6 protein-coding genes and 2 pseudogenes are annotated in these 13,423 nt (G+C 64.0%); 5 read left to right on the top strand and 3 right to left on the bottom strand.

Annotation, left to right across the window (positions count from 1 at the left end):
• Position 1 precedes the first annotated feature (1 nt).
• The 4 genes from metC to LRS56_10520 are packed head-to-tail and all read left to right on the top strand — an operon-like array spanning position 2 to position 5,779.
• Positions 2-1,204, top strand: coding sequence for a cystathionine beta-lyase (gene metC, locus LRS56_10535; GenBank protein WDU64853.1), 1,203 nt, complete (start codon positions 2-4; stop codon positions 1,202-1,204).
• Positions 1,201-2,235 (top strand): ABC transporter substrate-binding protein, encoded by a 1,035-nt coding sequence (locus tag LRS56_10530; protein WDU64852.1) that lies wholly within the window; start codon positions 1,201-1,203, stop codon positions 2,233-2,235. Before metC ends, LRS56_10530 begins: the two co-directional genes overlap by 4 nt.
• 26 nt (positions 2,236-2,261) lie before the next feature.
• Positions 2,262-4,556: a TonB-dependent receptor gene (locus LRS56_10525; protein ID WDU64851.1), complete on the top strand. Its 2,295-nt coding sequence runs from the start codon at positions 2,262-2,264 to the stop codon at positions 4,554-4,556.
• 2 nt (positions 4,557-4,558) lie between these two features.
• Positions 4,559-5,779, top strand: coding sequence for a dipeptidase (locus tag LRS56_10520; GenBank protein WDU64850.1), 1,221 nt, complete (start codon positions 4,559-4,561; stop codon positions 5,777-5,779).
• 458 nt (positions 5,780-6,237) lie between these two features.
• On the opposite strand, the pseudogene LRS56_10515 reads toward LRS56_10520, so the two are convergent.
• The 3 genes and pseudogenes from LRS56_10515 to LRS56_10505 all read right to left on the bottom strand — a co-directional run bounded on the left by LRS56_10515 (position 6,238) and on the right by LRS56_10505 (position 11,889).
• A pseudogene (locus LRS56_10515) lies at positions 6,238-7,608 on the bottom strand (efflux transporter outer membrane subunit).
• Positions 7,605-10,717: pseudogene (locus tag LRS56_10510) on the bottom strand (efflux RND transporter permease subunit). Before LRS56_10510 ends, LRS56_10515 begins: the two co-directional pseudogenes overlap by 4 nt.
• Before the next feature lie 2 nt (positions 10,718-10,719).
• The gene (locus tag LRS56_10505; GenBank protein WDU64849.1) at positions 10,720-11,889 is read right to left on the bottom strand and encodes an efflux RND transporter periplasmic adaptor subunit; all 1,170 of its coding nucleotides are present in this window, start codon (positions 11,887-11,889) and stop codon (positions 10,720-10,722) included.
• Between the two features lie 146 nt (positions 11,890-12,035).
• On the opposite strand from LRS56_10505, the gene LRS56_10500 reads away from it, so the two are divergent.
• The gene (locus tag LRS56_10500; protein WDU64848.1) at positions 12,036-13,421 is read left to right on the top strand and encodes an ATP-binding protein; all 1,386 of its coding nucleotides are present in this window, start codon (positions 12,036-12,038) and stop codon (positions 13,419-13,421) included.
• Positions 13,422-13,423: the final 2 nt, after the last annotated feature.

The raw sequence follows: 13,423 nt of genomic DNA, 5'->3' as shown, positions 1-13,423 counted from the left end.
CATGAGTACCCAACCCGTGCGCGACGACACCCTCCTGACTCACCTGGGCCGCGACCCAGCCAACCACGCCGGTACCGTCAACACTCCGGTGTACCGCAGCTCGACCTTTATCTGGCCCGACACCGGCACCCTGCAAAACCACCTGCAACAAGCTGATGACCCGCACTATCGCGGGCATATCTATGGGCGTAACGGCAACCCCACCACTGCCGCCTTCGAAGATGCCGTGGCGCAGCTGGAAGGCGGTTTCCGGGGGCTGATCATGCCCAGCGGGCTGGCCGCGATTGTCGGCGCGGTGCTGGCAGTGGCACGGGCCGGCGACCATATCCTGGTAACCGACAACTGCTACTGGCATGCCCGCCAGGTTTTCGACCAGGTGCTGCCGCGCTACGGCATCCAGGCCAGCTATTTTGCGCCGATGCTCGGTGCCGACATCGCCGGGTTGCTGCGCCCCAACACGCGCCTGGTGTATGCCGAGGCGCCGGGCTCCGGCACCTTTGAAGTGCAGGACATACCCGCACTGGCGCGTGCCGCTCACGCCCACGGCGCGTTGCTGATGCTCGACAATACCTGGGCCACGCCGCTGTTTTTCAAAGCCTTCGAGCACGGCGTGGACATCTCGATTCATGCCGCTACCAAGTACCTGGTGGGGCACAGCGACGCCATGCTCGGCGTGATCGTCACCACCCAGGCCCTGTATTCGAGCGTGCGCGAACACGTGCGCCAATTGGGCTATATCGCCAGCGCCGACGACGCCTACCTGGGCCTGCGCGGCCTGCGCACCCTGGGCGTACGCCTGCGCCAGCACCAGGATTCGGCGCTGACCCTCGCGCACTGGCTGCAACAGCGCCCCGAAGTGGCCCAGGTGCTGCACCCCGCGCTGCCGCACGCCACGGGCCACGCGCTGTTCAAACGCGATTTTCTCGGTTCCACCGGGCTGTTCGGCGTGGTGCTCAAACCGGTCCATGCGCCGCTGACCAAGACCTTTCTCGAAAGCCTGCAGCTGTTCGCCATGGGCGCCAGTTGGGGCGGCTTCGAAAGCCTGATTCGCCAACAACAACCCCACCCCTCAGCCCAGATTGAACCCGGCGTGCTGCTGCGCCTGCATGTGGGCCTTGAAGCGGTCGAGGACTTGCTCGCCGACCTGCAACAGGGCCTCGAACGCCTGAATGCCACCCCACCCGCCCCAAGGAGTCTGCCATGAGCCAAGCACTGCCCACCCACTACAGCATTTGCCCCCTGCTGGTTGCGTCGAATATCGCCGTGGAATTCGGCTGGCTGGATGAGGAATACCAACGCGTCGGCGCCGAAGCGATCTACTTGCGTTCGCTGCCCGATAACCGCGGCTGGTTGCCGCACTTCACCCATGCCGAGCCACGCTTGATTCGCGACGGCGGCGCAGTGCCGGCCTTGTGGGCGCGTGCCGACCAGGCCGATACGCTGCTGGTCGCCACCACCGCCACCCAGCGTGCCGGCCAGGTACTGGTGCGTGCCGAAGGGCGTATCCGCCAGGTCGCCGACCTGTTCGGCAAGCGCATCGGGGTGCCGGTCAGCCGCAACAAGGCGCGGGTCGATGTGCTCAAGGCGCTGGCCGAGCACGGCCTGTTCAACGCCCTGCAGTTGGCGGGGCTGGAGCCATCACAAGTACGCCTGATCGAACTGGAGGATGAAGGCGATCCCCATACCTTGCAGCCAGCGGTGCGGCCGTCGGCGTTCTGGTCGCAACTGCATGGCCTGCATGGCAAGCCCGGGCATGAGGTGCAGGCCCTGGCCGAAGGCCGCGTCGACGCTGTGCATGTGGCGGCCGGGCATGTGCCGGCGCTGCTCGCCAGCGGTGAGTTCACGGTCATCGAAGACCTGGAGCGCTACCCCGACTGGACCCTGAAAAACCACAACGGCCCCTACGCCACCACCGTCAACCGGGCCTTCGCCGAAGAACACCCGGAGGTGGTGGTGGCCTTTCTACGCGCCGCGATCCGCGCCGGGCGCTGGATCAACCAGCACCGCGACGCCGCGGCCGAACTGTTCACCCGGGTCACCTTCCTGCCGGATGCCGGGTTTATCCGCCGCGCCATCGCCGAGCTGGACTTCGTGCCGCAACTGACGCCACAGAACCTCGCCGCCCTGGAGCTGAAAAAGGACTTTCTGGTGCAGCGCGGCTTCCTGCAGAACGACTTCAGCGTGCATGAGTGGGCCCACCCCGAGTTTCTCGCCCAGGCCCACGCCGAGGCTTAACCCCACACTTTTGCCAAGGACCGACAATGATTGCTCAGTACCGTAAAACCCTGCTCGCCAGCCTGTTGGTGGCCGATTCAAGTTGGGCGGCGCAGGCCGCCAGTTCCACCGAAGCGCAACTGAGCAAAGTCGAGGTGGTGGGTGCACGCGTCACCGAAGCCAGCGCCGCCATCGGCGAAGACAAGATCAGCAACACCCTGACCATCTCCCACCAGGCTTTGCTGTCGGCGCCGGCCGGCACCTCGGGGCTGAAAATGCTCGAGGCGCTGCCCGGCTTCAACGTGCAGGTCAACGATGCCCTGGGCCTGTATGAGTTCGGCAATTCGGTGTTCGTGCGCGCCTTCAACTTGCAGCAGATCGGGTTTTCCATTGACGGCGTGCCGCTGGGCCGCACCGACCAGTTCGGCGGCAGCCCGATCTACCGCTACGTCGACAACGAAAACACCGAGCGCGTCACCGCCTCCACCGGCGCCGGCGATGTGTCGCAATCGGGCTACGCCTCGCTGGGGCCGTATGTGGATTATCAGACCAGCAACCCCACGCTCAAGCCCGGCGCCAGCCTGTCCTACACCCTGGGCAGCGACAGCTTGCGGCGCAGTTTCGTCAAGCTGCAAAGCGGTGAGTATCAGGGGCTGTCAGGGTATTTCAGCCGCTCGAAAATCGACGGAGACCTGTGGCGCGGCCCCGGCACTATCGACCGCGAACACCTGGAAGCCAAGGTGCGCTATCGCTTCGGCGACCGCGATGAGGTGTGGCTGCGGGCGGTGCACAATTCCTTCTATGACTACGACTCGCCTTACGTCAGCATCGCGCAGTACGACGGCACCGCCAACGACCCGTTTGGCCGTTCGGGCCGCTACTTCGCCTACCTCGACAGCCTGCCGGACCTGCCCGAAACCGTGCCCGGCGTGCGTTACAGCAACACCAACTACAACCAGTTCTACAAACAGGCGGTCAACCAGCGGCGTGACACGCTGTACAGCCTGGGCGGCCAGTTCGAGATCCGCCCGGACCTGCTCAACTACACCACGCTCTACTACGAGGCCAAAAAAGGCTTTGGCGTATCCCCCGAGGCCTATGGCACCTCGCTGGCGCTGCACAATGCTGAAGGCAATGTGGACGGCTTGTTTGCGCCACGCGGCGTGCAGTATGGCTTGTCGTCCCTCAGCGGCCATCGTTTCGGCGGGCGCACCGGGCTGCAATGGGAGGTCGGCCAACACCAGATCGACACCGGCCTGTGGGCCGAAACCGATGTATTCAACCGCCAGCAAGCGCGCTACAACCTGACCGATGGCAGCCCGGCCGGCGAGCCTTTGTTCGATGAGCCGGTGCACCTGCAGGGCGATTTCAGCTCCACGCGCAACTCGCTGCAGTACCACCTCAAAGACACCTGGACGCTGCTCGACGACCGCCTGCGCCTGCAGTTCGGCTTCAAGAGCCTGCACCTCAAGTACCGTATCGAGGGCTATCGCAACGCCGGCGACTACATCAACAACCGCCAGCCGCGCCTGGCCACCCAATGGAATGACGCGTTCCTGCCCCAGGCCGGGTTGGTCTACAACCTGACCGACGACACCCAGGTGTTCGCCTCCTATTCGCAAAACATGGCGCTGCCACGCGGCGCCGACGATATATTCCGCGCCGCCAGCCCCAGCGCACCGCCACCCGAGGCCGAGGCCGAACGGGCGAAGAACTACGAGGTGGGCTACCGCATCAACCACCCGACCTTCAACGCCGCCTGGGCGCTGTACCGCACCGACTTCGACAACCGCCTGCAAGCCTTCGCCTCACCGGTGCCCGGCAGCAGCCAGGTGGAAACCTACTACCAGAACGTCGGCAAGGTGCAGGCGTACGGCACCGAACTGAGCGGGCAATGGAAGCTGCCGATATTGGCTGACAAGGTCGTGCTCAACGGCAACCTGACCTACAACAAATCCACCTTTCAGAACGATGCCGGCGGCCTGTCGATTCGCGACAACGACGTGCCCGACAGCCCGCGCTGGCTGGCCCAGGCCGGGGTCACTTACGAGCTGGCGCCGTGGGCGTTGCTGAACTTTTCGGCACGCTATATCGGCGAGCGCTACAGCAACTTCACCAACAGCGAATCGGTGCCCGGCTACACCCTCTACAACGCCTACCTGGACCTGGGTGGCGAGCGCCTGCATTACGGCCCGCTGAAAAACCTCAAGCTGCGCTTCAACGTCGACAACCTGTTCGACAAGGACTACCTGGGCTACATCCTCACCAGCACCAGCGGCCCCGCCGTGTTCCGCCCGGGCTCGCCACGCACCTTCCAAAGCACCCTGAGCATGGAGTTCTGACGATGCAAAAACGCCTGCTGCTGCTTGCCTTGCTACCGCTGTTGGCGAACGCCGACACCCTGGTCAGCCCGACCACCCTGGCCTTGCACCAACGCCTGCTGGTACTCGACAGCCATCTGGATACGCCGCTGACCCTGACCCGCCCCGGCTGGAACATCCTCGAACGCCATGATTATCGCCAGGATGGCAGCCAGGTCGACTTGCCGCGCATGCGCGAAGGCGGTCTGGACGGTGGGTTTTTCGCGGTCTACACGCCCCAGGGCCCACGCACCGAAGAAGGCCGCGCGTACGCCAGCGCCTATGGCCTGGCCACCCTCACCCGCATCCGCGATGTGATCGACCGCAACCCCGACAGCTTTGCCCTGGCGCGCACCGCCGACGACGCCCGGCGTATCGCCGCCCAGGGTAAGCGCGTGGTGTTTATCAGCATGGAAAACGCCGACCCGCTCAGCTCCGACCCCGAGTTGCTCAACACCTACTACCGCCAGGGCCTGCGCATGCTCGGCCTGGTGCATTTCATGAACAACGACCTGGCCGACTCCGCCACCGCGCTGCCGGAATGGAAAGGCTTGAGCCCCAAGGGTCGTGACCTGGTGCAACGGGCCAACCGCCTGGGCATTCTGCTGGATGTGTCCCACGCCAGCGACGCGGTGTTCGACCAGATGCTGGCGTTGTCCAGCGCGCCGCTCATCGCATCGCACTCCAGCAGCCGCGCAGTCAACCCGCACCCGCGCAACCTCGACGACAACCGCGTGCGCCAACTGGCGGCCAAGGGCGGTGTGATACAGGTCAACGCCTACAGCGACTACCTGATCCCCCTCACGCCCAACCCGGACCGCAACAAAGCCATGGCCGCGCTCGGCGCACGCTTCCACAACCTCGCCGCCCTCAGCCCGGAGCAGACCAAAGCGCTGTACCAGGAACGCGACACGATCAACCAGCAATTCGCCCAACCCAAGGCCAGCCTCGATGTCTTCATGAAGCACCTGCTGCATCTGCTGGAAGTGGCCGGCCCGGACCACGTGGGTATCGGCGCCGACTGGGACGGCGGTGGCGGCGTGACAGGGCTGGAAGATGTCAGCCAGTTGCCGGTGATCACCCAGCGGTTGCTGGACGCCGGGTATAGCGAGCAGCAGGTGGCGAATATCTGGAGCGGGAATTTGTTGCGGGTATTGCAGGCGGCGCAGGACTCTGCGCACGCCGATTTTTCAGACCCGTCTTAATCCAATCCGTACCTGTCATCGCTACGCTGGGCCCTTACCCACTCGTACGCTGACAGGTACTTTCCATGATCGACAAACACCTGCGCATCCTCATCGTGGACCCCCTTCACGCCCATGTCCTGCAGATCGAAAAAATGCTCAACCGCATGGGTTACTTCTGCATTGCCACGGCAAGCAGTGCCACTGAAGCGCTGAGACTCAGCCATGCCGGGCGGACACCGTTCGACGTGTTGCTGGCGGCTGACCATCTGCTGCGAAAGCCCGGCGTGAACGGGCCTTGGTTTGAGCTGTACGACATCGAAAACGTGTTTATCTACAGCCGCCCGGCCAACGCTGAAGACCTGCACCTCCCCCGCCAGGGCGAACGTTACTGGCGCTGCGGCTTGCCGGAATACCTGGTGCTGGAATGGTTCATGGCCCGCTCCAGGCGTCGGCCGCCTGAGGCTATTGCCAACCACCCCCATCACCTTGTACAGCGTCACCCGGTTACTTTGCTCTGCCAGGCGCAGGGTAATCAGGTCCTGCTGGGCGCTGTACAACGTGCGTTGGGCATCCAGCGCTTCGAGGTAGCTTTGCGAGCCGGCGCGGTAGAGTGCATTGGACAGCTCGTAGCTTTTCTGGCTGGCATCGGTCAGCGCTTGTTGCGCGCTGAGGCGCTGATCCAGGGTGCTGCGCACGGCCAACGCATCGGCGACTTCCTTGAACGCGGTTTGCAAGGTTTGTTGGTAGGTCTGCACCTGGATCTGCTTCTCGACCTTGGCCGCATCCAGGGTTGCGCGGTTACTGCCGGCGTCGAAGATCGGCAGGCTGATGCTCGGCGCAAAGGTCCAGGCGCCGCTGCCGGCCTTGAACAGGCTGGACAGTGACGAACTGGCGGAGCCGGCATTCGCCGTGAGGCTGATGCCGGGAAAAAACGCCGCCCGCGCTGCACCAATGTCGATATTCGCAGACTTGAGGCTGTGTTCCGCCGCCAGCACATCAGGGCGCCGCTGCAACAGGCTCGACGGCAGTTCGGCCGGAACCTGTACCAACGCCGCCGCCGATTGCAGATGCGCATCGGGCAGCCATGCGTCGGGGATATCGCTGCCTACCAGCAGGCGCAGGGCGTTGCGGTCCTGGAGGATCTGGCTCTGATACTCGGCCACATCGACCCGCGCCGACTCCACGGTGGTTTGCGCCTGGGCCACGGCCAACCCCGTCGAACCACCCGCAGCGTGGCTGCGCTGGGTCAGTTCGTAGGTGGATTGCTGGCTGGCCAGGGTCTCCTGGGCCAGGTGCAGGTGCGCGTTGTCGGCCGCCAAGGTCAACCAGGCGGTGGCCACTTCGGCCACCAGGCTGATTTGCGTGCTGCGCCGGGTTTCGGTCAGCGCCAGATAGTCTTCCAGCGCTTCGTCCTGCAGGTTCTGTACGCGGCCGAACACATCGACTTCATAGCTGCTAAGCCCCAGTTGCGCGCTGTAGTCGTGGCTGGTGACCGCCGTGCCACCGCTGGACAACGAGCCCGGCGTACGGCTGTGGGTGCCGCTGACTTCGGCGTCGATGGTCGGGAACGCCGCTGCGCGCTGGATGCGGTATTGCGCCTGGGCCTTCTCGATGTTCAGGCTGGCCAGGCGCAGGTCGCGGTTATTGGCCAGGGCCAGGCTTTGCAGTTGCGCCAGGCGGCGGTCGGTAAAGAACTGCTGCCACTGGATATCGGCCGGCACCTCGCCCAGGACGCCGGCTTGCCATTCGGCCGGTACCGGGGCCTCGGGCTGCTGGTAGTGCGGCGCCAGATTGACGCAGCCACTCAAGACCAGTGCGGCGACTAACGGGCAGAGAAAGCGGATCATGCGTCACCTTTTTCGACGATGGGCGTGGTGCCGACACGGCCAAAGCGGCGGCGGATCAACACAAAAAACAGCGGAACAAAGAAGATCCCCAGCAGCGTGGCGCTGAACATGCCGCCCAGCCCCCCCGTGCCGATGGCCCGGCGCCCGGCGGAACCTGCACCGCTGCTCAAGGCCAGCGGTAACACGCCGAACATAAAGGCCAGGGAGGTCATGAGGATCGGGCGCAAACGCTGGCGCACAGCGATCAGCGTGGCCTCGCGCAGGCTGTTGCCCTGCTCTTGCAGGTGCTTGGCAAACTCGACGATCAGGATCGCGTTCTTCGCCGCCAGCCCTACGGTGGTCAGCAGGCCGACCTGGAAGTACACGTCATTGCTCAACCCGGTAAAGCGTGTGGCCCACACCGCGCCGACGATGCCCAATGGCACCACCAGAATCACCGAGAACGGCACCGACCAACTCTCGTACAGCGCGGCCAGGCACAGGAACACAAACAGGATGGACACCGCATACAGCAACGGCGCCTGGGACCCGGAAAGACGCAGCTGGTAGGACTGCCCGGTCCACTCATAGCCGATACCCTCGGGCAGTTGCCGGGCAAGCGCTTCCACCGCATCCATCGCAGCGCCGGAACTCACACCGGGTGCCGGGTCACCGACCACTTCCAATGAGGAGGTGCCGTTGTAGCGTTCCAGCAAGGGTGAACCATAGCTCCAGGCGCTGCTGGCAAATGACGAAAACGGCACCATTTCGTCGTTGCTGTTGCGCACGAACCAATGGTCCAGATCAGCCGCTTGCATACGCGTGTTTGCGTCGCCTTGCACGTAGACCTTTTTCACGCGGCCCTGGTTGAGGAAGTCGTTCACATACGTGCCGCCCAGCGCGGTGGACAAGGTGCTGTTGATGTCGCTGGTGCTCAGGCTCAAGGCCCCCGCTTTGCGGTCATCAATGCTGATTTTGAGTTGCGGTGCGTCGTCCAGGCCGTTGCTGCGCACGCCCAGCAGGCGCGGATCCTGTCTGGCCGCTTGGATAAATTGCTCACGCGCCGCCACCAGCGCATCGTGGCCAAGACCCGCGAGGTCCTTGAGCTGCAAATCAAACCCCGAACTCTGGCCCAGGCCGCGCACGGCGGGCGGTTGCATCACGAACACATCGGCATCGCCAATGCTTGCCAGGGCCAACGTGGCCCGCTGGGCAATCGTGGCGGCATCGTCTGCGCGTTCACTCCAGTCCTTCAACCGAATAAATGCCCGCGCCGTATTCTGGCTGTTGCCACCCATGCCCAGGCCGCTGATGCTGATCATGGCCTCGACTTCCGGCTGCTTGAGCATGTACTGCTCAAACTGGTGAAGGACCGCCTGGGTACGGCTGTCGGTGGCCCCCACTGGCAACTGGATTTGCGCCATGAGAATGCCCTGGTCCTCGTCCGGCAGAAACGAGGTGGGCAAGCTGGCGTAACCCGCCGCCATGGCCGCAGCGATCAGCGCGTACACCACCAGGCTGCGCCGTGAGCGTTGCAGCACACCGCCGACCCACCCTTCATACGCACTCGAGCAGCGTTCGAAAGAACGGTTGAACCAACCGAAAAAGCCCCGTTGAACAGCGTGACCCGGCTTGAGCATGGTGGCGCACAAGGCCGGCGTGAGGGTCATGGCCACCACCACCGAAAGCACCATGGCCGAGACGATGGTCACCGAAAACTGCCGATAGATGATCCCGGTGGAACCGCCAAAAACGCCATGGGGATAAACACGGCGCTCAACACCAGGGCGATGCCGACCAGTGCGCTGGTGATTTCATCCATCGACTGGCGTGTGGCGGCGAGGGCCGACAAGCCCTGCTCGGCCATTACCCGTTCGACGTTTTCCACCACCACAATCGCGTCGTCGACCAGCAAGCCAATGGCCAGGACCATGGCAAACATGGTCAGGGTATTGATCGAGTAACCGAACAACGCCAACACGCCAAACGTACCCAGCAACACCACCGGCACGGTGATCGCGGGGATCAGCGTGGCCCGCAGGTTTTGCAGGAACAGGAACATGATCAGCACCACCAGCACGATCGCCTCGCCCAGGGACTTGACCACTTCCTCGATGGACAGACTCACAAACGGCGTGGTGTCGTAGGCGATTACGTTCTTCAATTGCATTTCGGTCGGGTAAAACGGCGCCAGTTCCTTGAGCTTGGCCTTGACCGCCTCCCCCACGTCCAGCGCATTCGCGCCCGCCGCCAGTTGCACGCCCATGGCGGCGGCCGGCTTGCCGTTGAGGGCCGAGTTGATGTCATAGCTCTCGCTGCCCAGCGCCACGGTCGCCACATCACCGAGCAGTACCACCGCGCCGTCGCTGGTGGACTTGACTACCACATTGCGGAACTCTTCGGCCGTCTGCAGCTTGCTGCGCGCACTGATGGTGGCGTTGAGTTGTTGCCCCTTTACTGCCGGCAATGCGCCGAGTTGACCGGCAGACACTTCGGTGTTTTGCGCCTCCAATGCGCTGCTCACATCCGACGGCATCAGCGCATATTTTTCCAGCAGCGCCGGGTCCAGCCAGATACGCATGGCGTAGCCCGAACCCAGGGTCTGCACATCGCCCACACCGTCGATGCGGCTGATGGAATCGAGCAAGGTGCTGGAGATGTAGTCGCCGATCTGGGTGCCGGTGACGCTGGGGTTATCCGAGGCCAGGGCGGCAATCATCAGGAAGTCCGAACCGCCTTTGGTCACGGTCAGGCCCTCACTCTGCACCGACTGCGGCAGTCGCGACTCGGCCTGTTGCAGTTTGTTCTGCACCTGCATCTGCGCCACATCCGGGTCGGTGCCGGCGCCAAAGGTCAGGCTGATACTGGCGCTGCCCGCCGAGCTGCTGGAGGCCGACATATAGGTCAGGTTATCGAGGCCCTTCATCTGCTGCTCGATGACCTGGGTCACCGAGTCTTCGACCGTCTTGGCCGAGGCGCCGGTGTAAGTCGCGGAAATACGCACGGTGGGCGGCGCGATATCCGGGTACTGTTCCAGTGGCAATTGGCTGATGGACAACGCGCCGCCGAGCATGATCACGATAGCAATGACCCAGGCGAAAATCGGTCGATCAATAAAGAACCGCGCCATGCTCAACCCTCCTGCGCCAAGGTGCCGGCCTCTGCGGGCTGGGTCTGGACCACCGCACCGACGCGGACTTTTTGCCCGCCCTCGACGATCACCTGGTCACCGGCCTGCAAGCCGGCGGTAACCCACCACTGGTTGCCCACGGCGCGCTCAACCGTGAGCACGCGCTGTTCGACCTTGCCGTCCACCACCAGCAACACCGAGGTCACGCCGCTGGCGCTGCGGCTCACGGCTTTTTGTGGAACCAGGATCGCCTGGTCATCGCGGGCCTGCTCCAACACGCCGCGCACATACATGCCGGGCAGCAGCAAATGCTCCGGGTTGTCGAATACCGCACGCAAGGTCACGGTACCGGTGCTCTGGTTGACGCTGACCCCGCTGAACGTGAGGCGACCTTCGTGGTTATAGGCGCTGCCGTCGTCCAGCTTGAGGCTGATGCGAGCCTCGCCGTTGCCATTGGCCTGCAACGCGCCACGCGCCAGGTCGCGTTTGAGGGCCAGCAATTCTGTGGTGGACTGGGTCACATCCACATAGATCGGGTCGAGTTGCTGCACCGTGGTTAGCGCGCTGTCCTGGTTGGCCACCACCAATGCGCCGGGGGTGACCGTGGAGGTCTCGATGCGCCCGGCCACCGGCGAGCTGATGCGGGTGTAGGCCAGGTTGATGCGTGCGGTGTCGAGGTCGGCCTCGGCCACCTTTACATCGGCGGCGGCGGTCAGCAGGGTGGCTTGTGAATCCTCGTTGGTTTGCTGGCTGATGGCATCGATCTTCACCAGCCGGGCATTGCGCGTGGCGGTGGTCTGGGCCGACTTCAAGGTGGCACGGGCCTTGGCCAGGCTGGCCTGGGCCTCGGCGAGCGCGGCCTTGTAGGGTGCCGCATCGAGTTGGTACAGCGCCTGCCCAGCTTTCACTTCGGCACCTTCGACAAACAGCCGCTGTTGCACGATACCGCCGACCTGCGGGCGAATCTCGGCGACCATAAACGCCTGGGTGCGCCCGGCCAGCTCAGTGGTCAGCACCTGGCTTTGGGGTTGCACGGTAATCACTGAGACCTTGGCAACCGCGATGGCGGGTGCGGGGTCGCCGGCCGAGCAGCCGCCCAGCAGTACCAGAATGACGAAGGACAGGAGAACCGCGGCGGTTACCAGGTATTTGGCGAACAGTTTGGTGGACATAGTTGCCTCTGCAAGACGGGGTGGTGCAAGCCTTACCGTCATGCTGCGAGGCAAATGTGCAGGAAAATTGAAGATTGCCCGCCTGGCTTGAATCTTTAGTCCCCGGGGGCCTAAATGGGCGGGACTACTTTTTACGGCGCCTGTTCATGAAGCTGAGTATCTCCACCAAACTGTTTGTCGCCGTATCGGCCGGTGTGCTGCTGGTCATCCTTTGCATGGGCCTGGCCACCGGTTGGAGTTTTGGCCGCGGGTTTCTCGGCTATATCAATGAGCAGGCGCTGGAGCGCATGGCCACGGTGGTGCCGCGCCTGGCCAGCGCCTATGCACGCGAAGGCAATTGGGACTTCATGCGCAACCACCCGGATCGCTGGTTCGACATCATGCGGCCAGACCCCGGCGAAGAGCGCGTCACGCATGATCTGCGCACACCGTTGGCTTCGGACTTGACGGGCGCGCTGTTTCGCATCGCCCTGCTCGACAAGGACAAGAAACGCGTCACCGGCTACCCGGCGATTGGTGAGGACGCGCTGGTGAGCGCCATTGTGGTCGCGGGTGAAACCGTGGGCTGGCTGGCAGTGACCCCGTTCCAGAGCGTGACCGAGGCCGGTGGCGAACGCTTCCAGCAATACCAACTGCGCGCAAGCCTGGTGATGGGCGTGTTCTCGTTGCTGCTGGCGATGCTGGTTGCCTGGTGGATCGCCCGTACGCTGCTGGAACCGGTCAAGCGCGTGGCCGCCGCCACCCATCGCTTGGCCAGCGGCGACTACAGCAGTCGCGTGGCCGTAGCCTCCCACGACGAAGTGGGCCAACTGGCCCGCGACTTCAACCAGTTGGCCTACACCCTGGAACGTAACGAGACCATGCGCCGTGAGTTCATGGCCGATGTCTCCCACGAACTGCGCACCCCGCTGTCGGTGCTGCGCGGCGAGCTGGAGGCGATTGAGGACGGTGTGCGCAGCCTGAACCCAAGCACCCTGAAATCGCTGCTCGGCGAAGTCGGCATGCTCAGCAAGCTGGTGGATGATCTGTATGAGTTGTCCTTGGCGGATATCGGCGCCCTGACCTACCGCAAGGCCCCGTGCGTGCTGAACGAGCTGCTGCAAAACAGCCTGGCGATGTACCAGGAACGCTTTAACGCCCGCCAGTTGCAGATCGACCTGGAGCTGCCGCGCCAGTCCGTCGAGCTGCTGGCGGATGCCGGGCGCTTGCAGCAATTGTTTAGCAACCTGCTGGAAAATGCCGTGCGCTACACCGACGTCAACGGCACGTTGCGCATCAGCGTCGGCGTGGACCGCGACACGGTGCGTGTCGACTTTCTTGACTCCGGGCCAGGCGTGTCGGCGAAGCAGTTGCCACGCGTGTTCGAGCGCTTCTACCGTGGCGAGGCATCGCGCAACCGCGAGCATGGTGGCGCGGGCCTGGGCCTGGCAATCTGCCGTAGCATCGCCAATGCCCACGATGGCAGCCTGGTTGCCGATCACTCGCCCTACGGCGGTTTGTGGCTGACCCTGCGCCTGCCCCGGAGCCTGTGAAC

Source organism: Pseudomonas poae, assembly GCA_028869255.1.
In the GTDB taxonomy this organism is placed as follows: Bacteria; Pseudomonadota; Gammaproteobacteria; order Pseudomonadales; family Pseudomonadaceae; genus Aquipseudomonas; species Aquipseudomonas poae_C.
Note: the sequence above shows the minus strand (reverse complement) of the source record. Positions and strands in the feature narration are given on the sequence as shown.